At 71.3% G+C, this 13,712-nt stretch carries 14 protein-coding genes; 10 read left to right on the plus strand and 4 right to left on the minus strand.

Annotation, left to right across the window (positions count from 1 at the left end):
* Positions 1–75: 75 nt before the first annotated feature.
* Positions 76–2,106 (minus strand): beta-galactosidase, encoded by a 2,031-nt coding sequence (locus AB0E07_RS21220; protein WP_362254131.1) that lies wholly within the window; start codon positions 2,104–2,106, stop codon positions 76–78.
* Between the two features lie 184 nt (positions 2,107–2,290).
* Here AB0E07_RS21220 and AB0E07_RS21225 point away from each other — a divergent pair, with 184 nt between their 5' ends.
* The 7 genes from AB0E07_RS21225 to AB0E07_RS21255 all read left to right on the plus strand — a co-directional run bounded on the left by AB0E07_RS21225 (position 2,291) and on the right by AB0E07_RS21255 (position 8,593).
* A complete protein-coding gene (locus AB0E07_RS21225) occupies positions 2,291–3,619 on the plus strand; it encodes an extracellular solute-binding protein (RefSeq protein WP_362254134.1) in 1,329 nt (442 codons plus the stop codon).
* Positions 3,616–4,590 carry a sugar ABC transporter permease gene (locus AB0E07_RS21230; RefSeq protein ID WP_362254138.1) on the plus strand — a complete coding sequence of 325 codons (975 nt, stop codon included), beginning with the start codon at positions 3,616–3,618 and terminating at the stop codon, positions 4,588–4,590. Before AB0E07_RS21225 ends, AB0E07_RS21230 begins: the two co-directional genes overlap by 4 nt.
* Positions 4,587–5,492, plus strand: coding sequence for a carbohydrate ABC transporter permease (locus tag AB0E07_RS21235; RefSeq protein WP_362254141.1), 906 nt, complete (start codon positions 4,587–4,589; stop codon positions 5,490–5,492). The genes AB0E07_RS21230 and AB0E07_RS21235 overlap by 4 nt, the downstream gene beginning before the upstream one ends.
* The gene (locus AB0E07_RS21240) at positions 5,489–6,520 is read left to right on the plus strand and encodes a LacI family DNA-binding transcriptional regulator (protein ID WP_362254144.1); all 1,032 of its coding nucleotides are present in this window, start codon (positions 5,489–5,491) and stop codon (positions 6,518–6,520) included. Before AB0E07_RS21235 ends, AB0E07_RS21240 begins: the two co-directional genes overlap by 4 nt.
* A 152-nt stretch (positions 6,521–6,672) precedes the next feature.
* Positions 6,673–7,023 carry a VOC family protein gene (locus AB0E07_RS21245; RefSeq protein ID WP_362254147.1) on the plus strand — a complete coding sequence of 117 codons (351 nt, stop codon included), beginning with the start codon at positions 6,673–6,675 and terminating at the stop codon, positions 7,021–7,023.
* Positions 7,024–7,096: 73 nt separating this feature from the next.
* On the plus strand, positions 7,097–7,486 hold the full coding sequence (locus AB0E07_RS21250; protein ID WP_362254150.1) for a MarR family transcriptional regulator: 390 nt from the start codon (positions 7,097–7,099) through the stop codon (positions 7,484–7,486).
* A 117-nt stretch (positions 7,487–7,603) separates the two neighbouring features.
* Positions 7,604–8,593, plus strand: coding sequence for an AraC family transcriptional regulator (locus tag AB0E07_RS21255; protein WP_362254153.1), 990 nt, complete (start codon positions 7,604–7,606; stop codon positions 8,591–8,593).
* Between the two features lie 226 nt (positions 8,594–8,819).
* On the opposite strand, the gene AB0E07_RS21260 is transcribed toward AB0E07_RS21255, so the two are convergent.
* Entirely contained in the window at positions 8,820–9,221 is a 402-nt protein-coding gene (locus AB0E07_RS21260) for an SseB family protein (protein WP_362254156.1), read from the minus strand.
* Between the two features lie 176 nt (positions 9,222–9,397).
* Here AB0E07_RS21260 and AB0E07_RS21265 point away from each other — a divergent pair, with 176 nt between their 5' ends.
* Entirely contained in the window at positions 9,398–9,976 is a 579-nt protein-coding gene (locus AB0E07_RS21265) for a hypothetical protein (protein WP_362254159.1), read from the plus strand.
* Positions 9,977–9,993: 17 nt separating this feature from the next.
* Complete coding sequence (locus tag AB0E07_RS21270) at positions 9,994–10,449, plus strand: hypothetical protein (RefSeq protein ID WP_362254161.1); 456 nt, start codon at positions 9,994–9,996, stop codon at positions 10,447–10,449.
* A gap of 61 nt (positions 10,450–10,510) precedes the next feature.
* Here AB0E07_RS21270 and AB0E07_RS21275 read toward each other — a convergent pair whose 3' ends face one another.
* Both AB0E07_RS21275 and AB0E07_RS21280 read right to left on the minus strand, forming a co-directional pair.
* Positions 10,511–11,281: an isoprenyl transferase gene (locus AB0E07_RS21275; protein WP_362254185.1), complete on the minus strand. Its 771-nt coding sequence runs from the start codon at positions 11,279–11,281 to the stop codon at positions 10,511–10,513.
* 184 nt (positions 11,282–11,465) lie between these two features.
* Entirely contained in the window at positions 11,466–12,182 is a 717-nt protein-coding gene (locus AB0E07_RS21280; protein WP_362254188.1) for a BTAD domain-containing putative transcriptional regulator, read from the minus strand.
* Positions 12,183–12,460: 278 nt separating this feature from the next.
* Between AB0E07_RS21280 and AB0E07_RS21285 the strand changes: the two genes are divergently transcribed.
* Positions 12,461–13,712 (plus strand): S8 family serine peptidase (locus AB0E07_RS21285; protein ID WP_362254164.1); only part of this gene is annotated, 1,252 nt, incomplete at its 3' end.

Genomic DNA, 13,712 nt, shown 5'->3' on the forward strand with positions numbered 1-13,712 from the left:
CGGTCCGAGCGGCCGGCCCGGGGTGCCCCTCCGCCCGCGGCTCTCGTGGCACGCGCGGGCGGTGGGGGGCTCTGTTCAGCCGTCGAGCCGGACGACCCGGACGGCTCCTGCGGGCACTTCGAGGCGGCCCGCGGCCCGTTCGCCCGTGAGGAGTTCGGTGCCGTGCGCCTCCAGCGGCACCTTGGCGTCCGACGGGCTGTGGTTGATCGCGAAGAGGTAGCTGCCGGACTCGCCGTCGCGGCGGACCACCTCGACGTCGTGGGCCAGGCCGTCGCGCGGGGCGATGCCGGCGTCCTCGGCGGCCCGGCCGAGGAGGGCGTCCAGGCCGTGCGCGTCGAGGCGGGTCGACACGTACCAGGCGGTTCCCTCGCCGAGCCGGTGCCGGGTGACCGCGGGACGGCCAGCGGTCAGGCCGTCGGCGTACGTCCACACCGTCTCGGCGCCGCGCGGCACGACGAACTCGGTCCACACGTCCCCGGTCAGCTCGACGTCCTCGGCGCCCTCGACACCATCGACGCGCACCGAGTCGCCCTTCAGCAGCGGCGAGAACTCCTCGACGGTCAGCCCGAGGACGTCCCGCAGCGCGCCGGGGTAGGCGCCCTCATGGACGGCGTCGTGCTCGTCGACGATGCCGGAGAAGTACGACACCACGAGGGTGCCGCCGTTCTCGACGTACCGCCGGAGGTTGGCACCGGCCGCCTCGGTCATCAGGTACAGCGCGGGGACGACGACCAGGGGGTAGGCCGAGAGGTCGGCCTCGGGGTGGGCGAAGTCGACCGTGAGGTGGCGGTCCCAGAGCGCCTCGTAGAACGCGTCGGCGCGCTCGCGCGGGTCGTGGTCCTCGCTGGGCCGCCAGTCCAGGGTCTGCGCCCACCAGGAGTTCCAGTCCCACAGGACGGCCACGTCGGCCCGCGTGCGGGTGCCGCGGATCGTGCTCAGCGAGTCGAGGTGCGCGCCGAGTTCGACGACCTCGCGCCAGACGCGGGTGTCGGTGCCGCCGTGCGGGACCATCGCCGAGTGGAACTTCTCGGCGCCGCGCCGGGACTGCCGCCACTGGAAGAACATGGCGCCCTCGGAGCCGCGCGCCACGTGGGCCAGGGAGTTGCGGGCCATCTGGCCGGGGGCCTTGGCCGGGTTGCGGGGCTGCCAGTTGACGCCCGAGGTGGAGTGCTCCAGGAGGATCCAGGGCGCTCCCCCGGCGACCGAGCGGGTGAGGTCGGCGGCCATCGCGAGGTTGACGTGGGTGCGGCGGCCGTCGGTGATCAGGTAGTGGTCGTTGGTGACGATGTCGACCTCACGGCCCCAGGCCCAGTAGTCGACCGAGTCGCACTGGCTGAGCGCGGTCATGAAGTTGGTCGTCACCGGGACGCCCGGGGTCAGGCGGTGCAGGATGTCCCGCTCCGCCACGAAGTTCTCGCGCATGGTGGCGTCGGCGAAGCGCCGGTAGTCGAGCGCCTGGGCGGGGTTGCCGACGGTCGGGGTGGTGCGCGGCGGGTTGATCTGCGCGAAGTCGGTGTAGCGCTGGCCCCAGAAGGCGGTGCCCCAGGCCTCGTTCACCCCCTCGACGGTGCCGTACGTGGTCTGAAGCCAGCGGCGGAAGTGGGCGGCGCAGGAGTCGCAGTAGCAGGCCGAGACGGGGACGCCGTACTCGTTGTGGACGTGCCACATGGCCAGGACCGGGTGGCCGGCGTAGCGCTCGGCGAGCTTCGTGGTGATGTTCGCGGCGGCGGCGCGGTAGTCGGCGTTGCTGTGGCAGATGGCGCCGCGGGAGCCGAACTCGTAGCGGGTGCCGTCGGCGGCGAGCGGCAGGGCCTCGGGGTGCTCCCGGTAGAACCAGACCGGCGGGACCACGGTGGGGGTGCCGAGGTCGACGCGGATGCCGTTCTCGTGCAGCAGGTCGAGCAGGCGGTCCAGCCAGCCGAAGTCGTAGGTGCCGCGCGAGGGCTCCAGCAGGGCCCAGGAGAAGATCCCGGCGCTCACCATCGTGACGCCGGCCTCGCGCATCAGCCGGACGTCCTCCTGCCAGACGCTTTCCGGCCACTGCTCGGGGTTGTAGTCCCCACCGAAGGCGAGCCTGGTGAGGCCCTTGGGGGTGGTCTCCGGCATGGAATCTCTCCCGGGTAATCGATCATTTGGGAACGTGCACACACAGCGGTGGCGGTGCGAGCCCAACATAACCGCACAGCAACAACCATTGACAAGTGTCCGGGATGTTTCTCTACTGTGAACGCTCACAGAAGCATGGCAGGTCCTCGCAGCAGGCGAGGACCCCAGGTCAGGGGAGAGATCCATGCCCAACACCCAGCGCCGGCGACTCTTCAAGGTCGCAGCGTCCGCCGTCGCCGTCACGCTCGGCGCCACCGCCCTCGCCGCTTGCGGTTCCTCCGACGACGACACCGAGGCCGAATCGGGGCCGGTGTCGCTGACGTACTGGACCTGGACGCCCGGCATGGACAAGGTCGTCGAGCTGTGGAACGACGGGCCGGGCAAGAAGGACCAGATCACCGTCACGGTGAAGAAGCAGGCGTCCGGCGACACGCTGGTCACCAAGATCCTCACCGCGCACAAGGCCGGCAAGGCCCCGGACCTGGTGCAGGCCGAGTACCAGGCGCTGCCGACCCTGGTCAGCAATGACGCGCTCGCCGACATCGCCGAGGACACCGGCGACGCGAAGACCAAGTTCGCCGAGGGCGTGTGGCAGCAGACCACGCTGGGCACGGATGCCGTCTACGCGGTCCCGCAGGACATCGGCCCGATGATGTTCTACTACCGCGAGGACCTCTTCAAGAAGTACGGCCTCGACGTCCCCAAGACCTGGGAGGAGTTCGCCGAGACCGCCCGGCAGCTGAAGAAGAAGTCCCCCGAGACCGACCTCACCACCTTCTCCGCCAACGACTCCGGCCTCTTCGCGGGCCTGGCCCAGCAGGCCGGCGCCTCCTGGTGGACCACCGAGGGCCAGACGTGGAAGGTCGGCATCAACGACGCGGCGACCCAGAAGGTCGCCACGTTCTGGGGCGACCTCGTCAAGGAGGGCGCCATCGACAACCAGCCGATGTACACCCCGGCCTGGAACAAGGCGCTGAACACCGGCAAGCAGATCGCCTGGGTCTCCGCGGTGTGGGCGCCGGGCACGCTGACCACGGCCGCGCCCGACACCAAGGGCAAGTGGGCCATGGCCCCGCTCCCCCAGTGGTCCGAGGGCGAGAACCTCACCGGCAGCTGGGGCGGCTCCTCCACCGCCGTCACCACGGACTCCAAGCACCGCGCCGCCGCCGCCAAGTTCGCCGCCTGGCTGAACACCGACGACGAAGCCCTCCAGGCGCTGGCCAAGGAGAGCGGCATCTACCCCGCCGCCACCAACGCCCAGACCTCCGGCGCGTTCACCAGCCCGCCCGAGTACTTCTCGAACCAGGCGGACTTCTACACCCAGGCCGCCGAGATAGCCAAGAGCACCGCTCCGTCCGCCTGGGGCCCGAACGTCAACGTCGCCTACACGACCTTCAAGGACGCGTTCGGCGCCGCCGCCAAGAACAAGTCGGACTTCGTCGCCGCCCTGAACACCATGCAGGACGACACGGTCGCCGACATGAAGAAGCAGGGCTTCGAGGTCGCGGAGTGACCACCGCACGCCGGAGGTCGTACGGGGTCAAGGGGGCCCCGTACGCCCACCCGTCTCCCACCACCACCCTCAAACGAGCGCGAAGCGCGCCCTACTTCTTCCTTCTCCCCGCAACAATCCTCTTCCTGCTGTTCTTCGCGCTGCCCATCGGCTACGCCGTCTATCTCAGCTTCCGCAAGGTGCAGGTCTCCGGGCTCGGTCTCGGGGCCGGCGCCCGCTCGGAGGTCTGGGCCGGCCTGGAGAACTACACCGACGCCCTCGGCGACAGCGAACTGGTCGACGGCGCCCTGCGCGTGCTCGGCTACGGCTGCATCGTGGTGCCGGTGATGCTGGGCCTGGCCCTGGTCTTCGCGCTGATGCTCGACTCCGACAAGGTGCGCCTGGCGCCTTTCACCCGGCTCGCGATCTTCCTGCCGTACGCCATCCCCGGTGTGGTGGCGGCGCTGCTGTGGGGCTTCCTGTACCTGCCCGACGTCAGCCCCTTCTACTTCGTGCTCGACCGGCTGGGCCTGCCGCAGCCGGACCTGCTGGACGGCGGTCCGCTCTACCTGGCCCTGTCGAACATCGCGGTCTGGGGCGGCACCGGCTTCAACATGATCGTCATCTACACCTCGCTCCAGTCCATCCCGGCCGAGGTGTACGAGGCGGCCAAGCTGGACGGCGCCACCCCGCTGCAGATCGCGCTGAAGATCAAGATCCCGATGGTGGCGCCCTCGCTGGTGCTGACCTTCTTCTTCTCGATCATCGCCACGCTCCAGGTGTTCAACGAGCCGACCACCCTCAAGCCGCTCACCAACTCCGTCTCCACCACGTGGAGTCCCCTGATGAAGGTGTACCAGGACGCCTTCGGCAAGGGTGACATCTACGCGGCCGCCGCCCAGGCCGTGATCATCGCGCTGGCCACGCTGGTGCTCTCCTTCGGCTTCCTGCGAGCCGCGAACCGTCGTCAGAAGCAGGAGGCCGCACGATGAGTTCTCTTGCCGTCCGCAAGACCCGCCCCGCCGCGGGCACCACGCCCGGCACCGCCCAGGGCCCGCCGCTGCGCGGCCGGATCGCGCTGCTGCCCACGATCACCCTGCTGATCGGCGCGGCCTACTGCCTGCTGCCGGTCGCCTGGGTGGTGATCGCGGCGACCAAGTCCGGCAGCGAACTGTTCTCCACCTTCACCTTCCTGCCGGGCACCGGTTTCACCCAGAACCTCTCCGACCTGAACGCCTACCGCGACGGCGTGTACTGGAAGTGGATGGGCAACTCCGCCCTGTACGCCGGTCTCGGCGCCCTGCTCTCCACCGTCGTCTCGGCGTTCAGCGGCTACGCGCTCGCGATCTACCGCTTCCGCGGCCGCGAGACGATCTTCAACGTGCTGCTGGCCGGCGTCCTGATGCCGCCGGTGATCCTGGCCGTGCCGCAGTACCTGCTGCTGGCCGAGGCCGACCTCACCGACTCCTACCTCTCGGTGCTGCTGCCGCTGGTCCTCTCCCCCTACGGCGTGTACCTGGCGCGTATCTACGCCGCCGCCGCGGTGCCCTCCGACGTGGTCGAGGCCGGACGCATGGACGGCGCGAGCGAGTGGCGGATCTTCACCCGGGTCGCGCTGCCGATGATGGTGCCCGGTCTGGTGACGGTGTTCCTCTTCCAGTTCGTGGCCGTGTGGAACAACTTCCTGTTGCCGTACATCATGCTCAGCGACGACGAGAAGTTCCCGATCACGCTCGGCCTCTACACCCTCCTCGAACAGGGCGCCAACACCCCGGCGCTGTACACGCTGGTGATCACCGGGGCGCTGCTCGCGGTGCTTCCGCTCATCGTGCTCTTCCTGGTCATCCAGCGGTTCTGGAGCCTCGATCTGCTGTCCGGGGCCGTAAAGTCATGACCATGAGCAACACGGGGGGCCGGCGCAGACCACCGACGATCCATGACGTGGCACGCGAGGCGGGGGTCTCCAGGGGCACCGTCTCGCGGGTCCTCAACGGCGGTCACTACGTCAGTCCCGCGGCACAGGACGCGGTCAACGCAGCCATCCGCAAGACCGGTTACGTCGTCAACCGGCACGCCCGCTCCCTGATCACCGGACGCTCGGACTCGGTCGGATTCCTGCTGACCGAGCCCCAGGAGCGGTTCTTCGAGGACCCCAACTTCAATGTCCTGCTGCGGGGTTGCACCCAGGCCCTGGCCGCGCACGACATCCCGCTGCTGCTGATGATCGCCGGCACCGAGGGCGAACGGCGGCGCATAACCCGCTACATCACCGCGGGTCATGTCGACGGGGTGCTCCTGGTCTCCAGCCACTCCGGGGACCCGGTCGCCGAGCAGCTGCGCGAGGCCGGGGTGCCGCTGGTCGCCTGCGGCAAGCCGATCGGGCTGGGCTCCAAGGTCAGCTATGTGGCGGCGGACGACCGGGACGGCGCCCGCGACATGGTGCGCCATCTGCTCTCGCTGGGCCGCCGCCGGATCGGCGTGGTCACCGGACCGCTGGACACCCCCGGCGGTGTCGAGCGGCTCGCCGGTTACCGGGAGGTGCTTACCGAGGCCGGGGTCGAGCTCGACGACCGGCTCGTGGTCTCCGGCGACTACAGCAGGGCCAGCGGTGAGGCCGGCGCCGACCGGCTGCTCGCGCAGGCTCCGGACCTGGACGCCGTGTTCGTCGCCTCCGACCTCATGGCGCAGGGCGTACTGACGGCCCTGGAGCGGTCCGGCCGCCGGGTGCCCGAGGACGTCGCCGTCGGTGGTTTCGACGACTCCCCCGCCGCCGTCGCGGCCCGTCCCGAACTCACCACCATCCGCCAGCCCTGGGACCGGATCAGCACCGAGATGGTCCGGGTGCTGCTGGCTCAGATCGGGGGCGAGGACCCGGCCGCGGTGATCCTCCCCACGGAACTGGTGCGCCGCGCGTCGACCTGAGGCGTCGACTTGAGGGGACCACCCGCCCTCCTCTTCGGAGGTGGGCGGGGCGCGGCAAGCGGTCAGTTTTCGAGAAGCGGGACGGGCGGGGCCGGACCTAGCGTGAAGGCACCGACGACAGGCGTCGGACCCGAATCTTCGAGGAGTGCCCCATGACCGCCGGAGTGCAGACGATCATCTACCCCGTCAAGGACCTCGCCCGCGCGAAGGCCGTCTTCGGCGCCCTGCTCGGCACCGAGCCCTACGCGGACGAGCCGTACTACGTCGGCTACAAGGACGCCGGCCAGGATGTCGGGCTGGATCCGAACGGCCACGCCAAGGGCATGACGGGCCCGGTCGCCTACTGGCACGTCGAGGACATCCGGGCGACCAGCGAGGCCCTAATGGCGGCCGGCGCCGAGGTGCTCCAGGACGTGCAGGACGTCGGCGGCGGCCGGCTCATCGCCTCCCTCAAGGACGCCGAGGGCAACCCGATCGGGCTTCTGCAGGACACCGGGAAGTGAGCGGCGCCCAGTAGGTTGCGTATGCACTAGTTGCATGCTCAACAATCGGTCGGATCGGTGCTACCGTGCGGGTATGGCAGTCAGGACGGCCGGAGCCGGGCTAGAGGAACAGTGGCGGGACATCCTGTCGGTGCACGCGCGCACCATGTGCGAGATCGATCGCGCGCTGCATCCGCACGGACTCGGCGCGAGCGACTTCGAGGTCCTCGACATCCTCGCCACCACCGTCCCGGAGGAGGGCGGGCACTGCCGGGTGCAGAACCTCGTCGGACGGGTGCACCTGAGCCAGAGCGCCCTGTCCCGGCTCATCGGCCGCCTGGAGAAGGACGGCCTGGTGGAACGCTCGATCTGCGCGGAGGACCGGCGCGGGGTCTGGGTCACCCTCACCGCCCGGGGCCGTGAACTGCACGCCGAGGTCCGCCCCCTCCAGCGGGACGCACTCGCCAGGACCCTCCCGGGCTGAGTCAGGACCCTCCCGGGCCGAGCCGGGACCCGGCGCGGCCCCGGCGGACTGTTCCGGACCGCGGGCCCCGGGCATCATCACTCCCACAACCCTGTGAGGGGACGGGGAGACATCACCTTGACCGCGGACGAGGACGGTACCGGCGCGTACTTCGCGTACACGACGCGATCGGTGGAGGAGAGCCATGAGGCGATAGCCGCCCACTACTACGACCTGCGGCTCGAAGTGACCGGCCCCGTCGCGGAGTTCCGCACGAGCCTGAGCGTCGTCGACCTCGCCTCGCTCACGGTCGGCGACATCAGTTTCGGCACCGGGGTGCGGATGAGCTGCGGCGAGCCGGGCGTCCTCCACGTGACCGTCCCCCTCACCGGCGGCTTCGGCATCCAGCAGGGCCGGGGCGGCCGGCTGCGCGCCACCCCGCGGCGGGCCGTCCTGATCGATCCCGAGTACGGCGTGCGCGTCGACGACTGGTCCGCGGACTGCCACTCCCTCACGGTGAAGATCGACAAACGCGCCCTGCTGCACGGCCTGGAGGCCCTGCTGGGCAGAACGGTGCGCCGCCCGCCGCGTTTCGAGCCGTACATCGACGTCGCGTGCGGGCCCGGCCACAGCTGGGCGCGGCTGGTGCGCTGGCTCCTGGAGGACCGGGAGCTCCCGGACGGTCTGCTGCGCCGCCCGCTCATCCGGGACCGGCTCGAACAGACCCTGCTCGAAGGAGTGCTGCTCGCCGCCGACCACTCCTACCGGACCGAGCTGGAGGGGCCGCCGCCGCCGATGCGGCCCGCCGCGGTGAAACGGGTCATGGACGTCGTACAGGAACTCCCGGCCGAGCCCTATGACGCCGCGCGGCTCGCGGCGATCGGCCACGTCAGTGTGCGCACCCTTCAGGACGCCTTCCGCAAGCACGTGGGGGTGCCGCCCATGGCGTACGTCAGCGAGGTGCGGCTGGACCGCGTCCACGGCCAGCTCAGGGCGTCCGAGCCGGGTACGACGACGGTGGCGGAGGTCGCCTACCAGTGGGGCTTCGCCCATCTGGGCCGGTTCGCGCGACGCTACCGCGAACGCTTCGGCGAGTCGCCGTCGCAGACGCTGCGCGCACCCGGCTGAACCGCCCGCTCCCGGTCGGCCACAGGTCCGCCGCGTTTTGCGGACAGGCGCCGCGCAAGAGGGAGCGACGGGGCCCGGGGACGGTCCTATCTTCAGGGGGCACGGCGACCGTGACCGCGCGGGGCCGAGCGGAGTCGGTGCCACTCGGCCCCGCGCGGGACGTCGCCCGGACGACCCGGCCGTTCCCCTTCCGACGCCTCGGTGGCCGGGCCGGACCGGCACCTGCTCAGGGCCGGGCCAGCAGCGTGCGCACCCCCTCGGCCGTGAGGGTCAGAGGGTGCGGCGACCCGGCGTCGATGGCGAGGTTCAGCTCCTCGGCCGGCCACTGCGCGGCGAGCGCGCCCAGCGGCACCAGACGGTAGCGGCCGACGGAGGGCAACAGTTCCGCCATCGCGGGCTCCGAGGTGAACACGGGCACCACGGGTCCGCCGTCCGGCTGTTCCAGTACGGGCAGCGCGACGGTGTCCGGATCGGTCGCGTCCTCCTCGGTGACGTCGTCCGGCACCGGCACCAGCACCTCGCTCCCGGCGAGGGTGTCCAGCGCCGCGGTGTCGTCCTGGTTGTCGGCCAGCGCCTCCAGCGCCTGCCGGGCCGGTGTGGCGGTGTAGCGGTTCGCGGGTGTCTCCATCACAGGTCCCCTGGTAGCGGCAGCGGTCGTCCGGGCCGCGTACCCCATCCGGAGCGCGGCATTCATACACGATCGCGTCGGACGGACCGGGACGGACCTTCGTGCCGCACCGCAACCATTCGCCTATTCCGGTTGTCTCACCTGATATCAGAACGACGCACTTGTCGGGGGACGACATGCGAAGAATCAGAACCACCTCAGTGACCCTCGCGGCCATCGCCGCCCTGGGACTGCCCGCCCTGCCCGCCGCCACCGCTTCGGCGGCGACCGCGCAGGCCACGGCCTGTCCGACCGGATGGGGCAGCCTGCCCGAGGTCCGGCCGACGGCCACCACCGAGCCGCTGCGCGACATCAGGAGCGGCCGTCACGCCTGCTACGACCGACTGGTCGTGGACGTGCCGGGTGCCGGGCGTTCCGGTCTCGGCTACTCGGTCCGCTACGTGGAGCGCCTGTACCAGGACGGCTCCGGCCGCCCCATACCGGTCGGCGGCGGCGCCGTGCTGGAGGTCCGGGTGGCCGCGCCCGCCTACGACCACGAGACCGGCGCCCCGACCTATCCCGGCCGGGTGGGCAGGCCCCTGCCCGGGGTCGACCTCGCCGGGTACCGCACCTTCCGGGACACCCGGTTCGGCGGCAGCTTCGAAGGGGAGACGCTCGTCGGACTCGGCGTCCGTGCCCGGCTGCCGTTCCGGGTGCAGGTGCTGACCGACCGGATCGTCCTGGACGTCGCCCACAACTGGACGGGCGCCCGCTGAGGACGGACCGGTACGGCATGCCCGCGGCCGGGCGGGTTCGTGGGGACCCGCCCGGCCTCGTGCACCACCGGATCCGCGCCGTCCGGCCGGCGCCCGTGCCGACGGCGCCCTCGGCCGGACGCGCCGACACGGTGAGGGCGTTCAAACTGGCGTGGGAGGCCAAGGACATCGACGCGCTGATCGGTGTGCTGTCACCGGACGCCACGGCGACCGGCGACGGCGGCGGCCTGGTCCGGGCCCTGCTGCACCCCGTCGTGGGCGCCGAGGAGGTCGCCCGCTTCTTCGCCGGCCGCAAGGAACTGGTGCCGGAGCTGACCCTGCGGGAGTCCACGGTGAACGGTCAGCCCGGCCTGGTCGCCGAGGTGGACGGGGTTCCCGTGTCGGTGCTCGCCTTCGACATCGCGGGCGGCCGGATCCGGCAGATCTGGTCGGTGCTCAACCCGGACAAGCTCAGGCTGTGGCGCGACGCCTGACGGGCACCCGGCCGACCGCACGCACCGGCTCACGTGCCCGGCGCGCCGCGGGAGGCACGCGTCACCTGCCGTAGCGCCGGTCGCGGACGGCGTAGGAACGCAGGGCGCGGAGGAGGTCTATCTCGCGGAAGGCGGGCCACAGGACCTCGACGAAGTGCACCTCGGCGTAGGCCGACTGCCACAACAGGAAGCCGGACAGCCGCTGTTCGCCGGAGGTGCGGATGATGAAGTCGGTGTCGGGGCCCGCCGGGGAGTACAGGTTGTCGGAGATGTGCCGGAGGTCGAAGTTCTCGGCCAGTTCGACCGGGTCGCCACCGGCGGAGATGTGTTTGTCGAAGGCCGACCGCACCGCGTCGATGATCTCGCGGCGCCCGCCGTAGCCGACCGCGACGTCGACCTTCAGGCCGGTCCGGCCGTTGGTGCGGGCGACGGCGTCCTTCAAAGCCCGCGCGGTCTCCCCCGGGAGCAGGTCCAGGGCCCCGATGACCTCGATCCGCCAGTCCTCCTCGGCCGCGCAGATGCTGGCCACGGTCTCCTCGATGATGTCGAGCAGCGGCCCGAGTTCGGCCGGCGGCCGGTGGAGGTTGTCGTCGGAGAGCATCCACAGCGTGACGTGCTCGATGTCGGCCGCGTCGCACCAGCGCAGGAAGTCGCCGACCTTGGCACCGCCGACGCGGTACCCCTCACGGACGTCGTCGTGGCCGGCGCCGCGGGCCCAACGACGGTTGCCGTCGAGCATGATGGCGACGTGCCGCGGCCGTGGCTTGCCGTCCAGCTTGCGCGCCAGCCGCCTGACGTACAGGGCTTCCAATCCCGCGCGAAGCGCCCTCAAGGCCACGTGCCATGTCCCTTCGTCCCCACCTACCGCTAGTGGGGGCCACCGTATCGCCCGGTGCGGAGCCTGAGCCATCGGCGCCGGTGGGCGTCCGCACCGGCCCCCTCATGAGACGGGAGGCGGGCCGACGCCAACGCTGCCGAGGAGCAACGCCGTTGGAGTCATCCGCCCCCGGCACCGCCTAGGCCGTCGTCAGTTCCCGGATCAGCTCCGTCATCCGCGGTGAGGGCGAGACCCTCAGCTCCTGCTGGAGCAGTCTGCGGTACTCCAGGTAGTGCTTGACCGCGCAGGCGATGTTGCCCTCGGCCGCGTGGACCTCGATGGCGATGCGGTGGGCGGTCTCCCGGTAGGGGTCGACCGCGGTGGCGGCGAGCGCCGCCTGGTGCGCGGGCAGGTACCGCTCCAGGGCGAGGAAGTGCTGCGCGAGCCCCTCCAGCGCGTAGAGCCTCATCTGGTCCCAGCGCTCCCGGGCGAGGATCAGCCACTCGTCGTCCCAGCCCGGGAGCAGGGGCCGGCAGAGCGCCTCGACGAGCCCGTCGAGTTCCGCGGGCGCGTCCGTCACCCCGCTCTCGGCCTCCAGGAGGTGCCGGGCCGCTTCGCAGGCGTCCCGGTGGTCCACGGTGACGCACGGCGACAGCGCGAGTCGGTGACCCTCGCAGACGACCGCGCCGCTCGGGCCGATCTTCCGGCCCTGGCACAGCGCCGAACGGAGGTTGGCCGCCGCCCGCAGGGGGGCGCACTCGGGCCAGAGCTCCTCGGCGGCGGCTCGACGGTGAATGCCTTCGCCGCGCACCGCGAGCAGCGCTATCAGCCGCTGAGCCCCCGCCGGTACGGCGGCCGATCGGCCGCCGCGGATTAATTCAAATGGCCCCAGGATTTCGAGCCGCACTGCGTTCATCACAGCTAACACTGTGCTCGACGCGTTATTCCGCTGCAACCGCTGTAACCCCGTCGGACCAGGTACGCCCGCCTCACGAAACGATTTAGGAATCACCTGATCAGCGCCTCAAGAATGGGTTCGTGACACACAGAAAACGCATCCCCAACGCTCCGGGAACGCACCAGGGATACCGGCTGTATAAACAATTCATATTTCGTCGAATAACCGAGGGACGGCCGTGTGGGAAATGTGTTCCGTAGCCGGAGGGACCGGATGGTCCGGGAACGGAGGGTCGTATGGACGTCCGCTCGGTACTGCGCGCGGTTCCCGGGGAAACCGGGCTTCTGGGCACCCCCGAGGTGCGGGTCGCCGTGCTCGACGGTCCCGTCGACTTCGGTCATCCGTGTTTCACGGGTGCGGATCTGACCCGCCTGCCCACGCTCGTCTCCGATGCCGCGGGTTCCGGGCCGATGTCCCTGCACGGCACGCATGTGGCGAGCACTCTGTTCGGGCAGCCCGGATCTCCTGTGGCCGGCCTCGTACCGAGGTGCCGGGGTTTCGTCGTTCCGGTCTTCCGGGAGTCCGGGGACGGACGGGTGACCCGGGTGTCCCAGCTCGACCTCGCGCGGGCCGTCGAACAGGCCATGGAGGCGGGTGCGCACATCATCAACATCAGCGGCGGCGAGCGCAGTGCGGACGGCAGGGCGGAGGCCATGCTGGAGCGGGCGCTCCGACGGTGCGCGGAGAACGGAGTGCTGGTGGTCGCGGCGGTCGGGAACGACAGCTGTGACTGTCTCCAGGCCCCGGCCGCCACTCCTTCGGCGCTCGCCGTCGGCGCGACGGACGCGGCGGGTGAACCGCTCGACATCAACAACTGGGGCCCCGCCTACCGAGCGAACGGCGTCCTCGCGCCCGGCCGCGAGATCGAGGGCGCGGTCCCGGGCGGCGGCCTCGCCGCCCTGACGGGCAGCAGCTTCGCCACCCCGGTGGTCACCGGGGTGGCGGCGCTGCTCGTCGCCGAGCAGATCGCCGGGGGCGGCGCACCGGACCCGCTCGCCGCGGGCCGGGCCGTCCTTGCCTCCGCCGAACGGCCGCCGTGCACCCCGGACGACGCACCGCGATGCCGTCGGCTCCTGGGCGGCCGACTCTCCGCCGCACGGGCATTCGACCTGATCAGGGAGGGGGGCTCAGTCGCCCCGCAGGGAGTACGGGACGACTCCGTGAGCGGCGCCGGCGGCATCTCGACACGCCGGACGCCGCACGCCGAACCGAAAGGAAGAGCCATCGTCATGGACACGAACGCCGTACACGCGCACGCCGGGGAGGCGGCCGAGGGTCTGTCCGCGGCCGCGGCCCCGCCTCCCGTCCCCCACTCGGCACCGCCCGCCACCGCGACACCATCGATGACCGCGCCCCAGCCGGGGCCGGACCTCACGGGCGCGCAGCCCGCGGCGGCGGCGCACCTCTCCGCCCCTGCCCCCGCACCGCCCCCCGCGCTGCCGCCGCTGCCGCCGACGGCCCCGCCCGCGGCCCAGGCCCCGCCCGCCC

This window comes from Streptomyces sp. NPDC048002 (genome assembly GCF_040653275.1).
Classification (GTDB): Bacteria; Actinomycetota; Actinomycetes; order Streptomycetales; family Streptomycetaceae; genus Streptomyces.

What these genes read in the sequence shown, in the direction of transcription:
- AB0E07_RS21240 (WP_362254144.1), top strand. Translation starts at nt 5,489, where the DNA reads ATGACCATGAGCAACACGGGGGGCCGGCGCAGACCACCGACGATCCAT.
- AB0E07_RS21270 (WP_362254161.1), top strand. Translation starts at nt 9,994, where the DNA reads ATGCCCGCGGCCGGGCGGGTTCGTGGGGACCCGCCCGGCCTCGTGCAC.
- AB0E07_RS21220 (WP_362254131.1), bottom strand. Translation starts at nt 2,106, where the DNA reads ATGCCGGAGACCACCCCCAAGGGCCTCACCAGGCTCGCCTTCGGTGGG.
- AB0E07_RS21265 (WP_362254159.1), top strand. Translation starts at nt 9,398, where the DNA reads ATGCGAAGAATCAGAACCACCTCAGTGACCCTCGCGGCCATCGCCGCC.
- AB0E07_RS21280 (WP_362254188.1), bottom strand. Translation starts at nt 12,182, where the DNA reads ATGAACGCAGTGCGGCTCGAAATCCTGGGGCCATTTGAATTAATCCGC.
- AB0E07_RS21245 (WP_362254147.1), top strand. Translation starts at nt 6,673, where the DNA reads ATGACCGCCGGAGTGCAGACGATCATCTACCCCGTCAAGGACCTCGCC.
- AB0E07_RS21225 (WP_362254134.1), top strand. Translation starts at nt 2,291, where the DNA reads ATGCCCAACACCCAGCGCCGGCGACTCTTCAAGGTCGCAGCGTCCGCC.
- AB0E07_RS21260 (WP_362254156.1), bottom strand. Translation starts at nt 9,221, where the DNA reads ATGGAGACACCCGCGAACCGCTACACCGCCACACCGGCCCGGCAGGCG.
- AB0E07_RS21250 (WP_362254150.1), top strand. Translation starts at nt 7,097, where the DNA reads ATGGCAGTCAGGACGGCCGGAGCCGGGCTAGAGGAACAGTGGCGGGAC.
- AB0E07_RS21235 (WP_362254141.1), top strand. Translation starts at nt 4,587, where the DNA reads ATGAGTTCTCTTGCCGTCCGCAAGACCCGCCCCGCCGCGGGCACCACG.